Raw genomic sequence first — 21249 nt, 5'->3', positions numbered from 1 at the left:
CTCCGTGCAGCAAGCCACGACTGTCCGTTCATTTAGTCTGACCGAGCTCTTGGGTTCGGTCAGACGCTGTTTAGAGCACTCCTTCCCCGACCGCTATTGGGTGCGGGCAGAGGTGAGTGACCTGCGTCGTGCTGGTGGCCAAGGTCATGGCTACTTGGAGCTCTTGGAGAAGGGTGAGGAAGGGGATGTCGTGGCGAAGGTGCGTGCTACTATTTGGTCATCGACCTATACGTTGATTGAGCAGCGCTTCGAGAGAAGCGGTGTGGGAAAGCTCTCTTCGGGGATGAGTATCTTGGCTCTTGTCGGGATTGCCTTCCATCCGCAATATGGGCTGAGCTTGAATATCATCGATATTGACCCCAATTATTCTCTCGGTGAGATCGCTCGTCTGCGCTTGGAGACCATACAGCGTCTCAAGCGCAATGGGCTCTTCACGATGAATAAAGAGCTTGATCTTCCCTTCCCCCTACAGCGTATCGCTATCATCTCGTCTCCCACGGCAGCAGGCTATGGGGACTTCATGCGTCAGCTCCATGAGAATCCCTATGGAGTCGTGCTCTATACGGCGCTCTTCACGGCGCAGATGCAGGGGAATGATACGACAGCATCCATACTCGCTGCACTGGGGCGTATCGCCGAGGTGGAGGAGCACTTTGATGCCGTGGTAATCATCCGTGGTGGGGGTGCCGTGAGTGAGCTAAGAGCTTTCGATGACTACACCTTGTGCGAGGCTGCCGCACAGTTCCCCTTACCTATCATTGCAGGCATAGGCCATGAGCGTGATGTCTCGGTGCTTGACCTGATCGCCCATACTACGCTGAAGACCCCGACGGCAGTGGCTGCCTTCTTAGTTGAGGGATTGGCAAGTGAGCTGGCAGAGCTGCGGGAGCAGCTGCGCCGACTTCCCTCTTTGCTACAAGCCCTATCCATGGGGCGAAGTAATTGGCTCCATACGCAGGTCTCACGCCTGCCGCTCTTGGTGCGTGGCCGCTTGGAGCAGGCTGAGCGTAAGCTTCTCACGCAGCGCTCACAGATCACCCTCTCAGCTCGTCATTACCTTCAGCGGTCTGAGCATCGTCTTGAGCTGGCACTCCGCCGCCTTCCGACAGTAGCGTCCTATGCTTTGCGTCAGCATCGTCAGGCGCTTCGTGAGCGACTCTCTCCCCTGCCACTGCATGTGTCGCGCTTGAGAGAGCGTATGGAGGCTGATCTCCTACGTCAGGAGCAGGCGATTCGCTTGGCGCATCCTGATCAGATCCTGCGTCGAGGCTTTAGCTTGGTCTCTGTCGGCGGACGTATCGTCACACGTAGTAGCCAGATCCCTTCGGGAGCAGAGATCTCGGTACGCTTTGCTGATGGTGAAGTGGAGGCTGTGACGAAGAAGGAAAAGCCTTAGTTCCTCAGCTCGGGGAACTGAAAGATAGGTAGCCCAACACGCACCCATAGGCGGGCGATCCCATCATAGAGTGGCGAGATGACCCAGCGCCACAGCAGCAGGCGGAGCTTGTCAATGAGGATGCTCCCCGCAAAGACCAGCAACATAAATCCCACCACTGATACGATGAAAAGTCCCGTCGGGTGCTGCTCGCTCAGCTCCCGAACAAAACCCGTATAGCGCCCGATGAGCCGTGCATTGCAGTGGATGAGGTAGACGGCGAGAGTCGATGAGCCTATCCAGTTTACTGCGGCACTCTGTAGCTTCATCCGAGAGAAGGCGAGGAAGAGCAGTATGGCAGCGAGGATGTTGATCGGGGAGACGTAGCTCATGAACTTGTAGGCAAGCGGGCTTGCTACGATTGACTGCCCCGTCCCATAGGCAAAGAGGAAGAGTGCGAGAGATTGGGCAAAGGTGAGTCCCAAGTAGCCAAGGAGGAAGCTCCGTCCGCTCCAGCGCTCGAGGTGCTGAGGGTAGAGGCGTAGATAGCGCCCGATGAGGTAGATGCCAGCGAAGGCGAAGAGTGAATAGCCATCCTTGACCTCCAGCTGATCATTTATGAAGCCTAAGACGAACTCCACTAAGAAGAAGAGGAGAAGGTAGCGTCTTAGCTCCTCTTCGCTCGTTCGCTGGGCGAGGGGCATTGAGGAGTGGGGAGAAGATCATAAGGCTCAGGTAAGTCGGGAGGAACCACTCTGCCTTTCGATTCAGGGGCATGAGGCTCCCCACGAATTCTGATAGGTTGAATGGCTCAAGTCCGAGGAGTACGAGGATGCTGTACACTCCGACGGTATAGAAGAAGGCTTGGAAGAGCAGGCTCACGATCCCCTTGACGCGCGCCTTTATCCCGAAATATCCCGAGATGAGTATGAAGACATTGACTCCGACGATGGCAAGTGCTTCGCTCCATACTTGGCCCAGAGATGTGAGTGGCTGCGAATGGATCGCTTCATTGGTTGGGAAGCGGAAAGCGAGGAAGTTGGCATGCAGCACAAGGATGAGCAGCATAGCCAAGATGCGGAGTAGCTCGAAGTTGGAGGCTCGAGCTGTGGCAGAGGTTGGGGTGCCCACGGGGATAAGAGCTATAGGGATGAAAGAAAGCTATCCCTCCGTCGGGGCGAAGGGATAGCTTGAGGGTGTGAGTAGGGGAGTGGTGCTCCCCATGTAGCATTAGTAGGTGAGCTCAACGAGCAATTCTTCACCAGATTCATCAAAGAGGAGCTTCCCTTCCTTTGCGAGCCAACCGATGGCTGCAAAGAGCTCCTTGTCAGAGCGGAGCTTGGTTGCTTTACGAAGAGCCTTAATGTCCATCTTGCCCAGGCTGTTAAGGGCATTCCATACGAGGCCAGCATTGGTGCCGATACGTTCGATCATGTGCGTTCGAATAGATTAATTGTTAGACCCATAGTGCCACCAGCTCTGCAATAGCACTGGCTTTGCGGTAAAATTACCAACTCTTTTCTGATAAAGCAAACGCCCAGTAGGGTGCATGAACTGATTGGATCGGAGGTTGCACATGTGGCCTTCCGGCAGTGTGTTCTATATGATTGGAATGGTGTTAGATAAGAAGGGCGTTTTGCAACCAGTACTGGTCACAGATCGGAGCAGTACTGGTCACTAATATTGACTTATACTGGTTCACTTCGCGACCAGTACTGGTTCGTTCGCTGACCAGTACTGGTCGAGAAATGCCACTTGTATGATGCATCGTAGTATACTCTATAAGAGAGGACTACAGGAAGACCTCGCTGCGGCGCTGCTTGGGAGTGATCGTTGGTTGGTTGATGTCGTCGCCGCTACGCTTACCGATCGCGATAGCGAGGACGGGGCGATACTTGTCGTGATGGAGTATCTGGTCGTAGGCCTCGAGGTCGATGCCTTCCATGGGAGTGCTGTCCAGCTCCATGCTCGCAAGCCCCGTCAAGGCGATTCCGAGAGCGATATAGGCTTGACTATGCATCCAGCCCAGGACGGAGGCCTCGCCCTGAGAAGCGATCTTATTGCGATAGAACTCCTGCGCCCCTTCGCTGAGCGTGGCGATACGCTCTGCTTCGAAGGTCGCTACGTCACGATAGTTATAGATGACGAGGAGATGACTGGCTTGCTCGATACGGTCTTTGTTGGAGTACGAGTGCTGGGCAAGCAGGCTCTTTGTCTCACGATCGCCGATGAGCTCGAAGGCCCAGGGCTGGCTATTTATGGAGCTGGGACAGAGGCGGAGCATCTCCTTGATGTCCTCCAGCTGCTTGTCGCTGAGGTGGAAGGTGCTGTCGTAGGTCTTGGTCGTGTAGCGGGAGCGAAGGATATCGAGTATTTCCATTCTACATATGATACTTATTGAGTTGTAGGCAGTAGGGTACGACTCTCAAGTCGATGACTATACTTTTATCTATCAACCTCGGCCTGTGAAAGAATGTTGAGAAGGCTTGGATTACCGTTCTGCTATCTTCTCTATAGTGGGAGGTGGTGATAGGACTAGCTACAATAGGGGATAGCCATGGGTGTAACGGTCTAGTCCTATCGTAGAAATGCCTTATCTTTGCGTAGATTAGTAAAGAAGTAAATATCAGAATCAGCATATAGCAGAATGAATATCTTAGAGCTGAGCGAACAGGAGATCTTCCGTCGCCGTAGTCTTGAGGAGCTTCGTGCCCTCGGTATCAATCCTTATCCAGCAGACGAATATGTCGTCACGGGGTATGCCCGTGAGATCCTCGATACCTTCCAGGATGATGCACCTCGTCGTGAGGTACGTGTCGCTGGCCGTGTCATGGGCCGTCGTATCATGGGTAAGGCTTCCTTCCTCGAGCTCCAGGACTCTACTGGCCGTATCCAGATCTACATCACGCGTGATGAGATCTGCCCAGGCGAAGACAAGACCCTATATAATAATGTAGTGAAGAAGCTCATGGATATCGGCGACTTCATCGGTGTCGAGGGCGAAGTCTTTCGCACACAGATGGGGGAGATCTCGGTACATGCCTCTTCGCTGACCTTCCTCTCGAAGGCACTGCGTCCCCTGCCCGTGGTCAAGGAGAAGGATGGTCAGACCTTCGACAGCTTCACTGATCCTGAGCTCCGCTTCCGCCAGCGCTATGTTGACCTCGTCGTCAATAGTCATGTCAAGGATATCTTCCTCAAGCGTACGAAGATCTTCAATGCGATGCGCCAGTTCTTCAACGAACGTGGCTACATCGAGGTCGATACGCCCGTACTGCAGCCTATCCCTGGCGGTGCTGCTGCGCGCCCCTTCATCACGCATCACAACGCGCTGGATATCCCGCTCTATCTGCGTATCGCCAACGAGCTTTATCTGAAGCGTCTCATCGTCGGGGGCTTCGAGGGTGTGTACGAGTTCAGCCGTAACTTCCGCAACGAAGGTATGGACCGCACGCACAACCCCGAGTTCACCGCTATGGAGATCTATGTCTCCTACAAGGACTACAACTGGATGATGGAGTTCACCGAGCGTATGCTGGAGTTCATCTGCCTCGAGGTCTTAGGCACGACGAAGGTCAGAGTAGGGGATCGCGAGATTGACTTCAAGGCTCCCTTCAAGCGTATCACTATGCTTGATGCGATCCAGGAGCATACGGGTATAGATATCAGTCAGATGGGCGAGGACGAGCTTCGTGCTACCTGCAAGAAGCTCGGTGTCGAGGTCGACGAATCCATGGGTGTCGGTAAGATGATCGATGAGATCTTCGGCGAGAAGTGCGAAGGCAGCTATATCCAGCCTACCTTCATCACCGACTATCCCAAGGAAATGTCGCCCCTGACGAAGGAGCACCGCTCTAATCCCCGCCTCACCGAGCGCTTCGAGCTGATGGTCAATGGTAAGGAGCTGGCCAATGCTTACTCCGAGCTCAATGACCCCATCGATCAGCGTGAGCGCTTCGAGGAGCAGCTCCGTCTCTCAGAGAAGGGGGACGATGAAGCGATGTTCATCGATGCCGACTTCCTCCGTGCCCTTGAGTATGGTATGCCCCCGACGAGCGGTATGGGTATCGGTATGGATCGCCTTGTGATGCTCCTGACAGGTCAGGAAAGCATCCAGGAAGTACTCTTCTTCCCTCAGATGCGCCCCGAGAAGGTCGCTCCTCGCGACAAGAAGGAGGTCTTCGTCGCTGCTGGTATCCCCGAAGCATGGGTACCCGTCCTGCACAAGGCTGGCTATCTGACACTGGATGCTGTACGCGCCGAAGAGAAGCCCGGTCGCCTGCTGCAGCAGCTCCAGGACATCAAGAAGAAGTATCAGCTGGATCTGGAGCCTCTGACGCTCGAGATCGTCACAGCTTGGACCACCATCGGGGGCGCTCAGTAAGCGCACCCCGCTCACTCTCACGAGCCACTCCCCTTCATCGGGGAAGTCGGCTAAGTAAGTACACGTATCATGCCCGAACAGACTTCCAGCTTCCCCGGTAGAGTAGGTATCCTCGGTGGCGGTAGCTGGGCTACAGCCTTGGCGAAGATCGTCCTCTCACGGCAACCCAAACTTAACTGGCTGCTGCGCACCTCGACACACGTCAAGGACTTCAAGCGCCTGCGCCACAATCCTGGTTACCTGACGTCGGTTACCTTCGATACGGATCGTATCACCTTTTTCACCGACTCGGATGTCAATGACTTCTTCCGAGCCTGTGATACCGTGATCCTGGCTACCCCCTCCCCCTACATACGCTATTACCTCAAGCGTGTGCGTAACTCGGTCATCCGAAATAAGCTCGTCATCAATGCGATCAAGGGGATGGTGCCCGAGGAGAACGTCCTCATCTCGGACTATCTACAGGAGTATAAGGAGCTGCGTCCTGGTCAGATCGGGGTCATCGCAGGCCCTTGTCACGCCGAGGAGATCGCCAAGGATCGCATGTCCTACCTGACGGTCGGTTGCTTCGATATGGCTAAGGCCAAGGTGCTGAGCGAAGAGATCTTCAGCAACGACTACGTCCACTGCGCTGTCAGCCGTGACGTCGTCGGTATCGAGTACGCAGCGGTACTGAAGAATATCTATGCTATCGCTGCTGGTATCTGCCACGGGATGAATAAGGGAGATAACTTCCAGTCCGTGCTGATATCGAATGCTATCGCGGAGATGAGCAACTTCGTTAGTACTGTGCACCTCGTCAGTCGTGACGTCACGGAGTCCGTCTACCTCGGTGACCTCCTCGTCACGGCCTACTCCAGCTATAGCCGCAATCGTACCTTCGGTAATATGATCGGTAAGGGCTACAGCGTCCGTGCTGCTCAGATGGAGATGAACATGATCGCCGAAGGGTACTACGGCGCTAAGTGTATCCATGAGATCAACCAGCGCTACCAAGTGACGATGCCTATCTGTAGCGCCGTCTACAATATCCTCTATGAGGGTGCTCCCGTCGAGCAAAGTATCGAGCGTCTATCTACTCTCTTCAAGTAGTCCCCTTCCTTCCCCAATGGCTACACGCCCCCATCGTATCCTATTGAGCTTCGATATAGAGGAGTTCGACGTGCCTCGTGAGCACGGAGTCGAGCTTCCTATGGCGGAGCAGGTGCGTATCTCTGTCGCAGGATCACATGCCCTCCTCGATGTACTCAAGAAGCATAAGGTACGTGCTACTCTTTTCTGTACGGCGAACTTCGCTCAGCACGCTCCCGAGATCATCCAGCGTATCCTCTCTGAGGGGCACGAGCTCGCTTCGCATGGTTACTACCACTGGACCTTTGAGCCTGCCGACCTGAAGAAGTCTAAGGATGCTCTCGAGGCCCTTGCAGGAGTCCCTGTGCGAGGCTATCGTCAGGCTCGCATGATGCCCGTCCCTGAGGCGGAGGTCTATAAGGCAGGCTATAGCTACAATACCTCTCTTAACCCAACCTTCATCCCTGGGCGCTACATGCATCTGAGTGCACCACGCACGCACTTCATGAAGGAGGGTGTACTGCAGATCCCAGCTTCGGTGACGCCTCTTATTCGCTTCCCGCTCTTCTGGCTCTCGTGTCACAACCTTCCCTTCGGACTCTATCGCTGGCTCTGCCGTCGCACGCTCCGTCATGATGGCTATCTGGTGACCTACTTCCATCCGTGGGAGTTCTACGAGCTGAATGAGCACCCCGAGCTTAACCTCCCCTTCATCGTGCGTAATAACTCTGGCCGTGCGATGGTCGATCGACTGGATCGCTGGATCAGTTACTTCAAGCAGGAGGGAGCTGAGTTCATCACCTATTCTGAGTTCACTGATTCTACAATAACTATCTAATCTCTTTTCTCAATGAACATTAACAAGTCCGCTCTTACGCTCACGCTCATCGGAGCTGTCGCATTGCTTGTCTCCGTCTTCGTACTCGCTGGCGGTCTGAAGGGCTTCCGTAGCAATTCGCCCAAGACGATCTCCGTCACGGGGAAGGCTGAGCGTAACTTCACCTCTGACCTTATTGTCTGGTCTGCGACCTTCACCTCTGAGTCGACAGATCTGCAGGATGCTTACTCCGAGCTTAAGGGGAAGCAGCAGGCAGTAGCTTCTTACCTCAAGAGCAAGAGTATCCCCAGCGAAGCTATTGCTTATAGCAGCGTCAGCATCTCTCGTGAGAATGAAAGCTCCTACGATGAGAGCTCTGGGCGTACCTTCTATCGCTTCAAGGGCTACTCACTGACGCAGACGGTGACGATCACCTCGCGCAATATCGAGGCTATCGAAGCAGTCTCTCGCCAGATCTCTGAGCTGATCAATAATGGTATTGAGATCGAGTCGGGTAATCCTCGCTACTACTACACGAAGCTCAATGACCTCAAGATCGAGATGCTCAAGGAAGCCTCTGAAGATGCTCGCAATCGTGCCTCCGTCATCGCTGAGGGCAGTAAGAGCAGTCTCGGTGGCCTGACGAAGTCCAACATGGGTGTCTTCCAGATCGTCGGTCAGAATAGCGACGAAGATTACAGCTGGGGTGGCTCCTTCAATACTTCTTCTAAGGAGAAGACCGCCAGCATCACGGTCAGCTCTACCTACAACATTAAGTAAAGTGTGTTTGCCCCCAAAGCATTCATTCCTCTGATCATCACATGATCTCTATCCCCATTCCCCGCTTAGTGATCGTCTCCCCGTGCTACAACGAGGAGGCGATCCTTGCTTATTCCGCTCGCGAACTCACGACTCTCCTTGAGCGCCTCATCGCAGCAGGTAAGATCCTTCCCACAAGTCACGTCCTCTACGTCAATGATGGCAGTCGTGACCGCACCTGGGAGCTGATAGAAGAGCTTCACCGAGAGAATCACTTCATCGATGGACTTTGTCTGGCGGGCAATGTGGGCCATCAGTCAGCGATCATGGCGGGGATGATGACGGCGCGAGACTTCGCTGATGCCGTCGTCACGATTGATGCCGATCTGCAGGATGACTTAGGCGCGCTCGAGGAAATGATCGATCGCTATCTGGAGGGCTATGATATTGTCTATGGGGTGAAGGTCTCACGCACGGCGGATCCTCTCCTCAAGCGCACCTCGGCACTGGCATTCTATCGCCTGCAGAGTGCTATGGGGATTCGTGCGATTTACAATCATGCGGACTTCCGTCTGATGAGTCGTCGTGCGCTGGATGCTTTGGCTTGCTACCCTGAGCGCAATCTCTATCTGCGTGGGATCATCCCTCAGCTGGGCTATGCTTCTACGACCGTCGACGACGTCATCAGTGAGCGCGTCGCTGGGGAATCGAAGTACACGCTGCGCAAGATGCTCCTGCTGGCGGTAGATGGTATCACTTCCTTCACGACGCGCCCTATCAGCTGGATCATCGGTATGGGACTGCTGTGCCTGCTGATCAGTATTTGCATGGCGGTGTATGTGCTGGTCTCTTACATCGAGCACTTGTCCGTGCCGGGTTGGGCTTCGCTGATGCTCTCCTTATGGTTCATCGGGAGCATTGTCCTGCTGTCGCTCGGCGTCATCGGGCAGTATATCGGGAAGATCTATATCGAGATCAAGCAGCGCCCACGCTATCACATAGCTCAGCACCTCAAGCATCATGACTAAGGACCAACCCTTACTTCGCCTGTGCGCTAAGCTGCAGGCCTTCTTCCACAAGCCTTTCTTCTCGAATCCCCGCACGCTCTTTGGCTTGTGGACGCTCTTGGCTGTGGTCGCAGGGCTGACGAAGATAGCGCCGCATCGCCATAATAATTTCCTCATCTTCCGAGGAGTCTTCTGGCACACCATCCAGAAGTTGTCGCTGTATGACTTCTATCCGACGGAGTACAACGACCACAATCACTACGGCCCGATCTTCAGTCTCGTCATCGCTCCCTTTGCGGTGGTGCCCGATGCTATTGGTCTTCTCCTCTGGCTCGTAGTGCTCGCGCTCGGCATGTATTATGCAGTGCGTCGCCTGCCCTTGGAAGAAGGGCGACAGATCTTCCTCTACTGGTTCTGCGCGCATGAGCTACTTACGGCGCTGCAGATGCAGCAGTTCAATATCGCCATCGCTGCCATCATCATCGGCTCCTTTGCAGCTATCGAGAAGGGGAGAGAAGTCACGGCCGCCTTCCTCATTGTCTTGGGGACGTTCGTCAAGCTCTATGGCGTCGTCGGCTTGGCATTCTTCTTCTTCGTCAAGCGCAAGCCCCGCTTCATCCTGGCTCTCATCGGCTGGTCAGTCGTGTGCTTTGTCGCGCCGATGCTGATCAGTAGCCCCGAATATGTCGTAGGGCAATACGTCGAGTGGTACGAACGACTTGCGGCGAAGAACGGAGAGAACACCTTCTCCCTAATGCAGAACATCTCGCTTCTCGGGATGATTCGCAAGGTATCGGGCTCGGCTTCTTACTCCGATCTTCTGGTTATCCTTCCCGGGCTGGTGCTCTTTGGCTTGCCTTACCTTCGCTTCGGGCAGTACCGCCACTTGGCATTCCGCTATGCGATACTTAGCTCGGTGCTTCTCTTTGTAGTACTTTTCAGTACGGGTAGCGAGTCAAGCACCTACATTATACCTTTCGCTGGGATCGCGCTGTGGTACACGACGAGCCCGTGGAAGCGCTCGGGGTGGGACGTAGCTCTTCTGGTCTTCGCCTTCGTGCTAAGTAGTCTCTCGCCTTCGGACCTCTTCCCCCGAAGCCTGCGTGAGGCGTATGTCTTGCCTTATGCCTTGAAGGCACTTCCTCCCACGCTCATTTGGCTGCGCCTGAGCTACGAACTTCTGACGCGCGACTACGCCCCTTCTAAGACGGCTCTATAGTGCCTTCGTCAGTGGCTCCAATAGGCTTCGGAGAAAAGTAATATAACTTCTGAGGAAAAGTAATATAACTTTCACTCGAAAGTAATATAACATTTGCCTGAAAGTAATATAACATTTGCCTGAAAGTAATATAACATTGGGACGGAAGTAATATAACTTCCATTTGAAAGGTATATACCCTCTGCTCAGAAGGTATATACTATTTGCTCGAAGGGTATATACTATTTGCCCCAAGGGTATATACCCTTTCCTCCTAAGCCCAATAAATAGCCGTGCCCCGCATACCTAATCCCGATGGGAAAGGTATGCGGGGCACGCTGAAAGTAGTGGTGTAGGGGGCTTAGAGATCGAGTGCCTTGCGGAGCTCTTCGCTGGTGATGCCGAGAAGCTCTGCATCACGGCGGAAGCGAGGGATAGACTCTTCGTGGAAGGCCCTACGCTTCTCAGCGCGGATGGTTTCTACCGCCCCTTCGCTGATATAGTAGCCAAGGCCACGCATAGGATATACCAGACCACGGAGAGCCAACTTATCATAGGCGTGAACGACGGTGTTGGGGGCGACCTGCATCAGTTCGGCCATGTCGCGCACAGAGGGGATACGCTCGCCTTCGGTGAATCGCCCCGTCAGTACGCCTTCGTTGATGTAGTCGATGATATGGGCAAAGCCCACATTGGAGAATGCCATAGAGATTACTTGATTTGGATGGTCTTGAGGCGATGGTAGATAGCCCAGGTGAGGAAGAGGTCGATGAGCCCGAAGGAGATCAGGATGATCCAAGCATAATCACCATCGGTGAGGGGATACTCTACCGTGTAATGGTATATCTCCTCTTCGTAGTTGAGGACGACGGTGAGGAAGATGAGGAAGCCACTGAACTCTACGAACGCCGCAGCACACAGCCCGAAGATCGCCTTGCGGAAGTGGATCATGCAGAGCGCCGCGAGTAGTGGCAACTGTAGTCCCAAAGAGAGAAGAGCTGCTAAATCTTTTAGATAGAGCTTACCATAAAAGAACTGTATCGGGAGTGCCCATTCCAAAACATTGCTGAATCCCCCAGGGACGAAGATCCCAAAGATACCAGAGATAATCAGCGTAGATAGAAGCGAGATGAGGTAATAGCCCAAGCTGAGTAGGGCAATACTTATCATCTTCTCTCCAGCCGAAGCGGGGATCTGGGTATAAGCACCAGGCGAAGGCTTATGTACGCACTTATTGATCCAGATCAAGATATAGATGATCGTCCCGAACAGGTAGGGGCCGATGACTCCGCCACTACCATAGACGTCAGCCAGTTCAATGAAGGCGTCTTGGATATTAAATCCCTTCGTGAGAAAAAGGGTCAGGAACGGGAAGCCGAAGAATGCCACCGCCATAATGGCATGGAAGATGAGCAGTGGGCGCAGGGAGCTGAAGAAGCCTTCTACAGTGAGGAGGTAGATGCGCCCAAATGAGGAGCGATGTAGCGTGGAGGTATTCATCGTAGCGCTTATTTAGAGGTTTCAGATGGAGTGTGAAGGTGATGCATGAGTTCTTCGCCTCGGCTGACGACAGCATTGAAGAAGAGCTCCATGCTGAAGGTATCCGTCACGGCTTCGCCTTGAAGTGGCAGGATGCCGACGGTACCACCCAGCGAAGGCTCTGTATAGAGTGCGCGAGCTTCTTCGTCGGGACTGATGAGACCGAAGTAAAGACGCTCGGAGAGATCAGCGATGGACTCATTGCAGTAGATGCTACCACGCTCGAGGATGACGATGCGGTCGATGAGCTGCTCAAGATCTCGTACTTGGTGCGTGCTGATGATGACCGTCTGCTCTTCGCTGAGGTGGCGAGCTACGGCGCGGCGGAATTCTCCCTTCGAAGGAATATCCAGCCCGTTCGTCGGCTCATCGAGGAGAAGCAGGGGCACACGGAGTGAGAGAGCGAAGGCAATCAGTGCCTTCTTCTTCTGCCCCTGTGATACCTTGCCCAGGTTCATATTCCAGTCGAGTGAGAAGGTCTCGATGAGTTCGCGGGCAATAGCTTCATCGTAGTTGGGGTAGAAGGGAGCGCAGAGGTCGAAGTAGCGTCGGATGGTGACCTGAGGTACGTGGATCTCTTCGGGGAGGAGGTAGACCTGCTGGAGGAAGGCGACCTTACGTTCGCGTGGCGTGAAGCCAAGGACGTTGATCTCACCTTGCTTAGAGAAGAGCTGGCCACAGAGATTCTTCAGGAGTGTAGTCTTGCCCTCGCCGTTTTTACCGAGGAGCCCTACGACGCTACCCTGAGGTAGGCTCAGGTCGAGGCCACTGAAGACAGGGCGCCCTGACTTGTAGCCGAAGGAAAGTTGCTTAGTTGTGATCATAGGACAGTAATATTTATATGTGGTGTACTGCTTGTCTGTAACACTGCAAAGGTAGCAAACTTTTCATAAGGTGTATCACCTGTCTGATATTTCTCTCAACTTTTTCTCCGGTGCGTATATATCATGCGGCTCCGAGCGAAAGGGAATAGGGTAGGGGAAGTAGGTGGAATACCCTTATATAAGGTAGCTATGCGAACCACTACTGGTCGGCGAGTTGACCAGTACTGGTCGGAGCTTAGACCAGTACTGGTACATACCACGAACCAGTACTGCTCCGATGAGTGACCAGTACTGGTTCGTTTTACCTCCCTTATAGCCCTCTCGTAATAGGCTGGTATATAGTCTGATTGGTGGTCTGCTATTTCTCTCGTTGAGGTGCGACTGTTCCAACTGTCTTCCTGTAGTGGACTGATCAAGAGCGCAGGGTGCTTCTGATCCCTGTAATAGGTGCGCTGAAGGTCTACTTTTTGAGCTGTCTTTTGCTTTCCCTGAATGATTGCATCGTATTTGTTGTAGAATGGTGCTTCTAACAGCCAAGTTGCGTGGCGCCATCTTGTGGTTGTATCTGGCAATATAACAGGGAGTTATAGGTGCTATTATATACTTAAATATTTTAGGAAGTAAGTATTTGTCTTCTTGCAACTTCCGAAAGAATTTAATTATTACTTTTGCTCGCACTTACAATGGAATATGATTACTGCTCGTGCCTTCGTGCAACAGACTAATCGCTCCTCGGAGCTTTGTGCTACTCTCAACCAGAATGGTTGGGGGCTTTCTTCCGTTGCTATACCTTATCTACTCCAAGACGGGGCTATTGATACGGCTTATGTATATGCATTGGTCCCCGTACCGTCTTTCCCTCAATCAGCCGTTTGCTCACTGCTGCCGCTTGCCCCACAGGGTGCTGCACAGGAGAGCTTCGCAGCCTTTTCTCTCTAATCCTACAGAGAAAGCATAGAGGCTAAGATCACCCACCGCTTATTTTTTAGTTTTAAATATGAAGAAAGTACTATCTATCCTCATGATCCTCTTCCTTACCGTCGCTACCGCGATGGCACAAGGCAAGAGTATCAGTGGTGTCGTCCTCGATGCCACGAATCATGAGCCTGTGATCGGGGCTTCAGTCCTGCTCAAGGGCGTACAAGGTCAAGGTGCTTCCACGGACATCAACGGGAAGTTTACCTTGAAGAACGTGAAGTCAGGTGCCGTCCTCGTCGTGTCGTCTATCGGCTACACGAAGAAGGAGGTCCCTGTCGGTAACCAGACGGAGCTGAAGATCGAGCTCTCCGGTGAAGACAACCAGCTCCAAGGGGTCGTCGTCACCGCTCTCGGTATCAAGCGCTCTCAGAAGGCTCTGAGCTATAATGTCCAGGAGATCAAGAACGATGCTCTGACGACGGTGAAGGATGCCAACTTCATGAATAGCCTCAACGGTAAGGTCGCTGGTGTGAACATCCAGCGTAGTGCCTCGGGTGTCGGTGGTAGCACGCGTGTCGTCATGCGTGGTAACAAGTCGATCTCAGGGGATAATAATGTGCTCTACGTGATCGACGGGGTTCCTGTCGGTAACAGCGCTGACCGTGGTGGTGACGGCTCTGGCTTCGGTGCAGGTCGTGCTTCGGGTGAAGGTATCTCAAATATCAACCCTGATGATATCGAATCAATTAGCGTCCTGACGGGTCCTTCGGCTGCTGCTCTCTATGGTGCAAGTGCTGCTAATGGGGTTATCCTCATCAATACGAAGAAGGGTGCTGCAGGTCAGCTGCGCGTGAACTTCTCTTCTTCTGTAGAGACGGCTTCGCCCTTCATCCTGCCTAAGTTCCAGAATACCTATGGCAATCAGGCTGGTCAGTACACCTCATGGGGTGATAAGCTCGCTACTCCTTCTGACTATAAGGTACGCGACTTCTACAACCGTGGTGTGACGTTCAATAACTCGTTCAACTTCTCGGTTGGTACGGATAAGAACCAGACCTACTTCTCTGCCTCTGCTATCAATGCTAAGGGGATCGTACCTAACAATAAGTACCATCGCTATAATGCTTCGATTCGCAATACGTCGAAGTTCCTCAATGATAAGCTGACGCTGGACGTCTCGGCTAACTACATCCGTGACTACGCGAACAACATGATCTCCTACGGGGCATACTTCAATCCTATCGTAGGTGCTTATCTCTATCCTCGTGGTGAGAACTTCGACCAAGAGAAGTACTTCGAGCGCTACGATGCTGAGCTGGGGTACAATGTACAGCAGTGGAAGCCCGGTAGCATGGGTATGGACGTGCAGAACCCTTACTGGGTGGCATACCGCAACCTGCACCCCGAGGTCAATGACCGCTATATGCTCTTCGGCTCTCTGAAGTATGAGCTGAATAAGAAGATCAACTTCACGGGTCGTGCTCGTTTGGATAACACCTTCACTGAGCGTGAGACGAAGCTCTATGCTTCTACCTCCAGCGTCTTCTCTAAGCCTCTTGGTTACTTCTCCTCTGATGTCAGCTACTTCAAGCAGAAGTATGTAGACTTCATGGCGAACTACAATTCCCCTATTGCTCAGGACATCAATCTGACGGCTACCCTCGGTACGTCGTATGAAGAGTATGACAATAAGGGTCAGGGCTTTGGTGGACACCTCTTCCTTATCCCTAATAAGTTCATCTTCCCCAATACCAATCAGCTCCAGAGCGGTGGCTCGCAGTCCTCTACGCGTAAGAGTAATTTCGCAGTCTTCGCTTCTGCTGAACTTGCTTGGCGCAACGCACTCTATCTGACGCTTACGGGGCGTACGGACAAGCCTTCGCAGCTCGTCGGTAGCGTAGATCCCTGGATCTTCTATCCCTCGATCGGTCTCTCTGCTGTCGTCACCGACCTTATCTCTGAGGACCTGCGCGCTAAGCTCCGTCCTACGCTCTCTTATCTGAAGGTACGTACCTCTTATACGGAGGTGGGTTCTCCTATCCCCTTCACTGGTCTGACCCCAGGTACTATCACGCACTCGATGAGCAGCGGTAAGGTCGAGCCCTTCGACTACTATCCTTTGCCTGACCTGAAGGCTGAGCGTACGCGCTCTATCGAGCTCGGGGTCGACTCCCGTTGGTTCGGTGGTGCTCTGACGTTTGGTGCTACGGTCTATCAGTCAAATACGCTCAACCAGCTCCTTGAGACTGACCTCGATCCAGGTACGGGCTATAAGAAGCTCTATGTACAGGCTGGTAATGTTCGTAACCGTGGTATCGAAATGACGCTTGGCTTCAATAAGAAGTTTGGTGGCTTTGAGTACAACTCAAGTGTTACGGCTACGGCTAACCGCAATAAGATCCTCAAGCTGGCTTCTGGTGTCACGAATCCTATCACGCACGAGGTCTTTGACCTGAAGGATATCGTCAAGGGTCGCTTCCGTCTGCGTGAAGGTGGTGAGCTCGGTGACGTCTACGCTAGCGAGCGCATCAAGCGTGATGCTAATGGCTATGTAGACTATACCCCAGGTCAGTCTCTGGTCACGGAGCCAACGACTCCTTATAAGCTCGGTTCTGTCAATGCTAAGTGGAACCTCGGCTGGAAGCACGGCTTCTCTTATAAGGGCTTCGACCTGAATATGCTCTTCACGGCTCGTCTTGGTGGTATCGTCATCTCGAAGACGCAGGCTGCTCTCGACAAGTTTGGGGTTTCTCAGGCTTCTGCTGATGCACGTGATGCTGGTGGTATCAACATCGGCGAAGGTCTTACCATCGCACCACAGCAGTTCTACGATGCTGTCTACAACCTCGACTCCTACTACGTCTACTCGGCTACGAACGTTCGTCTGCAGGAGCTGAGCCTCTCTTACAGCCTGCCTAAGAACTTCCTTGGCAAGACCTTTAAGAATGTAGCTCTCTCTGTCTACGCTACGAACCTTTGGATGATCTATAATAAGGCTCCTTACGATCCTGAACTCACGGGGTCTACGGGTACGTTTGGTCAGGGCTATGACTACTTCATGCTCCCCAGCCAGCGCACTATCGGTGCCAGCATCAAGGTCGGTATCTAAGTCGAGTACTTATCTTATCAGATAAAGAAGAAACGAAATGAAGAACTTCAAGAAATTAGTCCTTCCCGCTTTGGCGATGGCCTCAGCGCTGGTCTTCGCCTCCTGCAATCAGGAAGATATCAATACCAGCCGTGTCGGTGTCACCGATGAGGAGCTCAACCAGGGTGGTCTTGCCTATGGCCTGGCTATGATGAGCCTTCAGCGCTCGGTCATGCCTATCGGCGTCGCTGGCGAAACGGGTCCTGGGAATAGCATGCAGGTCCTCGAGCTTATCTCTACGGGTAACTATGTAGGCTACTACGGGAATAATAACAACTGGAACTTTAACACGGAAGGTACCTGGACGTTCACCAATGGACGTATGAGCATCCTCTACGGTCTCCTCTACGGGGATGTAGCGAAGTCTTGGCTCCCCATCCACATCCAGGCAAGTCGTGCTAAGGATAACCTCCAGGCTCAGCAGGTCCTGGCGATGGCCAATATCGTGAAGGTTGTGGGTTGGCTACGTGCTACCGATGCCTTTGGTCCTATCGTATATACGAAGGCTGGTAGCGGTGACATCACGCCTACTCCTGACTCTCAGCAGGAGGTCTATAAGGGTATGCTTGCGGATCTGGAGAAGAGTGCAGCAGTCCTGCGCGAAGCTCGTGAGTCCGTCCTCTCTCGTAATGACCTCGTCTATAACGGTGATGCCAGCAAGTGGGTTAAGCTTGCGAACTCCCTGATGCTGCGTATGGCTGTCCGTGTCCACTTCAAGGATGCCGCACTGGCTAAGGAATACATCGCAAAGGCTTTGGATGCTTCCAATGGTGGCGTTATTGAGACTACGGCTGACGAGGCTAAGATCGGTAACTCCGATAAGCAGCCTCTGGCACACCCAGCACTCATCTCTGTAGATCAGTACAATGAGACGCGTATGGGAGCTACCATCTGGTCTTATCTCCAGGGCTATAATGACCCACGTCTTGAGAAGTACTTCACGAAGGGTACTTACCGCAATATACCGGGTTACTACTTCCTCCCTCCGACCAACAACGAGCCGAAGAAGGAAGGGGCTAATACCGCACAGTATGCTTCGAAGCCTAACTTCTCTACGGAAACGCCTCTCTACTGGTTCCGTGCTTCGGAGACATTCTTCCTCAAGGCTGAGGCTGCTCTTTACGGTCTGATCTCTACGGGGACGGCGCAGTCTTACTATGAGCAGGGTGTCCGCCAGTCCTTCGCCGAAGCTGGTGCAGGAGATGCTACGGCTTATCTGGCTCAGACGGGGGTATTGCCCGCTGCAACTACTGTAGCTTACAACCCTTACCTTTCGAGCAGATATAGCGATAACATCTCCTCTGGCAATGTCTCTCCTAACTGGAATGATGTAGATGCTACTCGTAACCTGCAGGAAGTACAGCTCCAGAAGATCATCACGCAGAAGTACCTTGCTCTCTTCCCCAATGCTTATGAAGCATGGACGGAATATCGTCGTACGGGCTATCCCTTCATCATGAAGCCAGCTGATACCGGAGCTCCTTCGCGTATCGGTGGAGATGCCAGCATGCGTGCTCCTGAGCGCTTCTCCTTCCCTGCATCGGCTTACGATAGCAACCCCAACCTCAAAGTCATCCCCTCTCTCCTCGGCGGTGTAGACCTCGGTAAGACTCCGCTGTGGTGGGTGCGTGACAATCGTCCTAATCAGTAACTCTAAAACAAATCATCTATGAAGATGCTTAAATATGCGCTTGTCGCAGCTATGGCCCTCGCCTCTGTCGCTTGTAGCAAGTGGACTGATGATGAGCGCTTGACCTTCGATAATCAGAAGGACCTCAAGCGAGCCATTCCCTTCATTGAGTTGACGAGTGCCGATCAGCTCACCGCGGAGCAGCAGAAGTATTACAGCGAGCTCCGTGCATGGAAGCAGACGCCTCACGTACGTGGCTTCGGCTGGTTCGGTGGCTGGACGGCTAAGGGTACGGATCCACAGAAGTACCTCCGTATGCTTCCCGATAGTGTCGACATCGTATCTCTCTGGGGTACGCATGGCGAGCTGACCGAGGATCAGAAGACTGACCTCAAGCTCTTCCAGGACGTCAAGGGTGGTAAGGTCCTCCTTTGCTGGATCGTCTCCAGCGTCGGTGACCAGCTTACTCCTAAGGGTAAGAAAGCTACGGACTATTGGATCACGGAGAAGGGTGGTGGCGACTTCCTCGAAGGTGTCAAGGCTTATGCTAATGCTATCTGTGACACCATCGAGAAGTACAACCTCGACGGCTTCGATATCGACTACGAACCCTATTATGGTGGTTCTGGTAATCTGGCTACTGCTCTTCAGTCTTATGAAGATGGCGGTGAGACCTATCACTATGACTGGAAGAAGTATCCCGCTGCTGACTATGTAGGTGCAGAGGCAGATATCATCGATGCCTCTTCGGAGCGCAATATCGGGATGTACACCTTTGTCAAGACGCTCTATGATCGTCTTCACCCCAAGGGCCGAATCATTCTCTTCGACGGTGAGCCTTATAAGCTCTCTACCGAAGCCTCTAAGATGATCAACTTCTATGTCTATCAGGCTTACGATGAGTCTACGACTTACGCAGCTCTGAATAAGGTCCGTCAGGGCTCGAAGCTCGATAACTGGGAGGGTAAGACCTTCCTCACGCTGGAGTTCCAGAAGTACTCTAAGACGGGTGGTTTCCCTCGTTATACGAGCTCTAATCCTGAGATTCAGAAGCTTGATGCCGGTCGTCAGATCATGGACTATGCTACGATGCTCATGCCTAATGGCAAGCGTATCGCTGGTATCGGTACTTATCACATGGAGCTTGATACGGAGGGTGGTAGCTATCGCTTCCTTCGCCAGGCTCTCAATGCCGGTAATCGTGTCAGCGATACCCAGAAGGCAGACTTCCAATAATGGCTAACAGAGAAAACAAGAGTTTGATGAAAAGAATAGTATATGCGCTCCTCGCAGCAAGCCTCCTTGGTAGCTGTCAGAATGAGCTTTACAACGATCCCGCAAAGGAGCATCAGAGCGAGCAGGGGATCTATATCCACGGTCAGGAGCAGACGCAGATCTTCCTCCTTAGTGGTGCTTCTCAGGATGCAAGTGGCCCTCGTGTCAGCCTGGTTAAGCCTGCTACGTCTACCGTCACGGTGAACTTCTCCGTCGGCTCACAGGCACAGCTCGACGCTTATAACGCTAAGAACGGGACGAGCTACAAGCTCCTTCCTTCGACGATGTATGAGCTTCCTGCTTCGGTGACTATTCCTGCAGGGCAGACCTCAGCTTCGATCCCTGTCAAGCTGAAGGCAGTTACCTTCTCAGGTGGCGAAGTCTTCGCTCTGCCCATCCAGCTGCAGGGGAGCAATCCTCACGCTATCGGCGGTCAAAGTGAAGCGATCATCGTCGTCGACCAAGCTACCGAGACGAAGGCTCTCAGCATCAACACCGGCAATGAGATCGCTGTTTACTTCGCAGAAGACATCCTTGTTCCCCAGTGGACGATGGAAGTCATGGTCAAGCGCAGCAATATCAATGGTGCACTTGCTGGTACGAAGTTCGTCGGTGGGTCGGATGACAAGAGCGAAATCTACCCTGTCGTCGGTAAGGATGGTTCATTCTTCCGCACGGGTGGTACTGACCTCTCGCTCTCGAAGGATATCATGCCTCTCGAAGACAACAAGTGGTACATGTTCTCCTTTGTCTATGACGGGGCGAACGTCTCAGTCTACTGCAACGGTCGTCAGGTGCTTTCGCAGCCTGTACGTGATGGAGACTACAAGCTTGGTGGCTTCTGGCTCAGCACGACACGTGGTCTGATGCGCGAACTGCGATTCTACAAGGTCGCACGTACCCCAGCTCAGATCGCTGCAAACGTCTGGAAGATGGCTGATCCTAAGGATACGAACCTCGTAGCATACTATCCTATGAACGGGAAGAAGTATGATCCTGCTACCGGTGCGATCACGGATGATGAGACTCAGATCTGGGACTGGTCAAGCAATGGCCGTCACTTCTTGAACCTCCAGGGTGCAACCTTCGTTGACAATGCAGGTAAGCCCTTCCGCTTCCCCGTCACGGAGTAAGCCTCTTCGGTAATACTTCCCTTATGATCCGCCCCTCGAAGGTCCGTCCTTCGAGGGGCGGATTCTTTTTGCTGGGAGGAGAAAGGGGGCAGAAGAGTAGGGGAAAGCAAAGCCTCTCCAAGCTACTTCTCCGAGTGCGATGAGGTGTATGCTTCCAAAGGGTATATACCC

General features: G+C 53.1%; 18 protein-coding genes. 11 read left to right on the top strand and 7 right to left on the bottom strand.

All coding sequences use genetic code 11. From position 1 onward, the window contains the following. Positions 1-4: 4 nt before the first annotated feature. Positions 5-1396: an exodeoxyribonuclease VII large subunit gene (xseA, locus tag IEX77_RS02630; protein ID WP_188807575.1), complete on the top strand. Its 1392-nt coding sequence runs from the start codon at positions 5-7 to the stop codon at positions 1394-1396. Here xseA and IEX77_RS02625 read toward each other — a convergent pair. From IEX77_RS02625 to IEX77_RS02610, 4 genes are all read right to left on the bottom strand, one after another. Next, the gene (locus IEX77_RS02625; protein WP_188807574.1) at positions 1393-2079 is read right to left on the bottom strand and encodes an acyltransferase family protein; all 687 of its coding nucleotides are present in this window, start codon (positions 2077-2079) and stop codon (positions 1393-1395) included. The two genes, xseA and IEX77_RS02625, sit on opposite strands and share 4 nt — an antisense overlap. Next, positions 1988-2506: an acyltransferase family protein gene (locus IEX77_RS02620; RefSeq protein ID WP_188807573.1), complete on the bottom strand. Its 519-nt coding sequence runs from the start codon at positions 2504-2506 to the stop codon at positions 1988-1990. The genes IEX77_RS02625 and IEX77_RS02620 overlap by 92 nt, the downstream gene beginning before the upstream one ends. Positions 2507-2605: 99 nt before the next feature. Next, a complete protein-coding gene (locus IEX77_RS02615) occupies positions 2606-2809 on the bottom strand; it encodes a winged helix-turn-helix domain-containing protein (protein WP_009432916.1) in 204 nt (67 codons plus the stop codon). Positions 2810-3167: 358 nt separating this feature from the next. Continuing rightward, positions 3168-3755 (bottom strand): NAD(P)H-dependent oxidoreductase, encoded by a 588-nt coding sequence (locus tag IEX77_RS02610; protein ID WP_188807572.1) that lies wholly within the window; start codon positions 3753-3755, stop codon positions 3168-3170. 267 nt (positions 3756-4022) lie between these two features. On the opposite strand from IEX77_RS02610, the gene lysS reads away from it, so the two are divergent. From lysS to IEX77_RS02580, 6 genes are all read left to right on the top strand, one after another. Beyond that, a complete protein-coding gene (lysS, locus tag IEX77_RS02605; RefSeq protein ID WP_060936031.1) occupies positions 4023-5759 on the top strand; it encodes a lysine--tRNA ligase in 1737 nt (578 codons plus the stop codon). A 69-nt stretch (positions 5760-5828) separates the two neighbouring features. After that, positions 5829-6851 carry an NAD(P)H-dependent glycerol-3-phosphate dehydrogenase gene (locus tag IEX77_RS02600; RefSeq protein ID WP_009433078.1) on the top strand — a complete coding sequence of 341 codons (1023 nt, stop codon included), beginning with the start codon at positions 5829-5831 and terminating at the stop codon, positions 6849-6851. Positions 6852-6867: 16 nt separating this feature from the next. Further along, positions 6868-7668 carry a polysaccharide deacetylase family protein gene (locus IEX77_RS02595; RefSeq protein WP_188807571.1) on the top strand — a complete coding sequence of 267 codons (801 nt, stop codon included), beginning with the start codon at positions 6868-6870 and terminating at the stop codon, positions 7666-7668. Between the two features lie 12 nt (positions 7669-7680). Then, positions 7681-8427, top strand: coding sequence for an SIMPL domain-containing protein (locus IEX77_RS02590; RefSeq protein WP_188807570.1), 747 nt, complete (start codon positions 7681-7683; stop codon positions 8425-8427). 56 nt (positions 8428-8483) lie between these two features. After that, positions 8484-9434, top strand: a complete 951-nt coding sequence (locus tag IEX77_RS02585) for a glycosyltransferase family 2 protein (RefSeq protein WP_188807754.1) — start codon at positions 8484-8486, stop codon at positions 9432-9434. Beyond that, positions 9427-10632, top strand: a complete 1206-nt coding sequence (locus tag IEX77_RS02580) for a glycosyltransferase family 87 protein (RefSeq protein ID WP_188807569.1) — start codon at positions 9427-9429, stop codon at positions 10630-10632. Before IEX77_RS02585 ends, IEX77_RS02580 begins: the two co-directional genes overlap by 8 nt. 340 nt (positions 10633-10972) lie before the next feature. On the opposite strand, the gene IEX77_RS02575 is transcribed toward IEX77_RS02580, so the two are convergent. From IEX77_RS02575 to IEX77_RS02565, 3 genes are read right to left on the bottom strand one after another with little or no spacing between them, the layout of a single operon-like run. Beyond that, positions 10973-11317: a GntR family transcriptional regulator gene (locus IEX77_RS02575; RefSeq protein WP_060936025.1), complete on the bottom strand. Its 345-nt coding sequence runs from the start codon at positions 11315-11317 to the stop codon at positions 10973-10975. Positions 11318-11322: 5 nt separating this feature from the next. Then, a complete protein-coding gene (locus IEX77_RS02570) occupies positions 11323-12111 on the bottom strand; it encodes a hypothetical protein (RefSeq protein WP_188807568.1) in 789 nt (262 codons plus the stop codon). A gap of 8 nt (positions 12112-12119) precedes the next feature. Next, positions 12120-12974 carry an ABC transporter ATP-binding protein gene (locus tag IEX77_RS02565; RefSeq protein ID WP_188807567.1) on the bottom strand — a complete coding sequence of 285 codons (855 nt, stop codon included), beginning with the start codon at positions 12972-12974 and terminating at the stop codon, positions 12120-12122. A 997-nt stretch (positions 12975-13971) separates the two neighbouring features. Between IEX77_RS02565 and IEX77_RS02560 the strand changes: the two genes are divergently transcribed. The 4 genes from IEX77_RS02560 to IEX77_RS02545 are packed head-to-tail and all read left to right on the top strand — an operon-like array spanning position 13972 to position 21078. Then, complete coding sequence (locus IEX77_RS02560; RefSeq protein ID WP_188807566.1) at positions 13972-17001, top strand: SusC/RagA family TonB-linked outer membrane protein; 3030 nt, start codon at positions 13972-13974, stop codon at positions 16999-17001. 37 nt (positions 17002-17038) lie between these two features. Continuing rightward, complete coding sequence (locus IEX77_RS02555; protein ID WP_188807565.1) at positions 17039-18691, top strand: RagB/SusD family nutrient uptake outer membrane protein; 1653 nt, start codon at positions 17039-17041, stop codon at positions 18689-18691. A gap of 18 nt (positions 18692-18709) precedes the next feature. Next, the gene (locus IEX77_RS02550) at positions 18710-19906 is read left to right on the top strand and encodes a glycoside hydrolase family 18 (protein WP_188807564.1); all 1197 of its coding nucleotides are present in this window, start codon (positions 18710-18712) and stop codon (positions 19904-19906) included. 26 nt (positions 19907-19932) lie between these two features. Next, positions 19933-21078 carry a BT_3987 domain-containing protein gene (locus tag IEX77_RS02545; protein WP_188807563.1) on the top strand — a complete coding sequence of 382 codons (1146 nt, stop codon included), beginning with the start codon at positions 19933-19935 and terminating at the stop codon, positions 21076-21078. Positions 21079-21249: the final 171 nt, after the last annotated feature.

Origin of the sequence: Porphyromonas pasteri (assembly GCF_014647755.1) — a bacterium.
In the GTDB taxonomy this organism is placed as follows: Bacteria; Bacteroidota; Bacteroidia; order Bacteroidales; family Porphyromonadaceae; genus Porphyromonas; species Porphyromonas pasteri.
This window is presented reverse-complemented; position numbering and strand designations above follow the sequence as displayed.

Coding starts and splice junctions, on each gene's coding strand:
- lysS (WP_060936031.1), top strand. CDS start 4,023: ATGAATATCTTAGAGCTGAGCGAACAGGAGATCTTCCGTCGCCGTAGT.
- IEX77_RS02625 (WP_188807574.1), bottom strand. CDS start 2,079: ATGCCCCTCGCCCAGCGAACGAGCGAAGAGGAGCTAAGACGCTACCTT.
- IEX77_RS02615 (WP_009432916.1), bottom strand. CDS start 2,809: ATGATCGAACGTATCGGCACCAATGCTGGCCTCGTATGGAATGCCCTT.
- IEX77_RS02580 (WP_188807569.1), top strand. CDS start 9,427: ATGACTAAGGACCAACCCTTACTTCGCCTGTGCGCTAAGCTGCAGGCC.
- IEX77_RS02555 (WP_188807565.1), top strand. CDS start 17,039: ATGAAGAACTTCAAGAAATTAGTCCTTCCCGCTTTGGCGATGGCCTCA.
- IEX77_RS02575 (WP_060936025.1), bottom strand. CDS start 11,317: ATGGCATTCTCCAATGTGGGCTTTGCCCATATCATCGACTACATCAAC.
- IEX77_RS02550 (WP_188807564.1), top strand. CDS start 18,710: ATGAAGATGCTTAAATATGCGCTTGTCGCAGCTATGGCCCTCGCCTCT.
- IEX77_RS02570 (WP_188807568.1), bottom strand. CDS start 12,111: ATGAATACCTCCACGCTACATCGCTCCTCATTTGGGCGCATCTACCTC.
- IEX77_RS02545 (WP_188807563.1), top strand. CDS start 19,933: ATGAAAAGAATAGTATATGCGCTCCTCGCAGCAAGCCTCCTTGGTAGC.
- IEX77_RS02600 (WP_009433078.1), top strand. CDS start 5,829: ATGCCCGAACAGACTTCCAGCTTCCCCGGTAGAGTAGGTATCCTCGGT.
- IEX77_RS02560 (WP_188807566.1), top strand. CDS start 13,972: ATGAAGAAAGTACTATCTATCCTCATGATCCTCTTCCTTACCGTCGCT.
- IEX77_RS02590 (WP_188807570.1), top strand. CDS start 7,681: ATGAACATTAACAAGTCCGCTCTTACGCTCACGCTCATCGGAGCTGTC.
- IEX77_RS02595 (WP_188807571.1), top strand. CDS start 6,868: ATGGCTACACGCCCCCATCGTATCCTATTGAGCTTCGATATAGAGGAG.
- IEX77_RS02565 (WP_188807567.1), bottom strand. CDS start 12,974: ATGATCACAACTAAGCAACTTTCCTTCGGCTACAAGTCAGGGCGCCCT.
- IEX77_RS02610 (WP_188807572.1), bottom strand. CDS start 3,755: ATGGAAATACTCGATATCCTTCGCTCCCGCTACACGACCAAGACCTAC.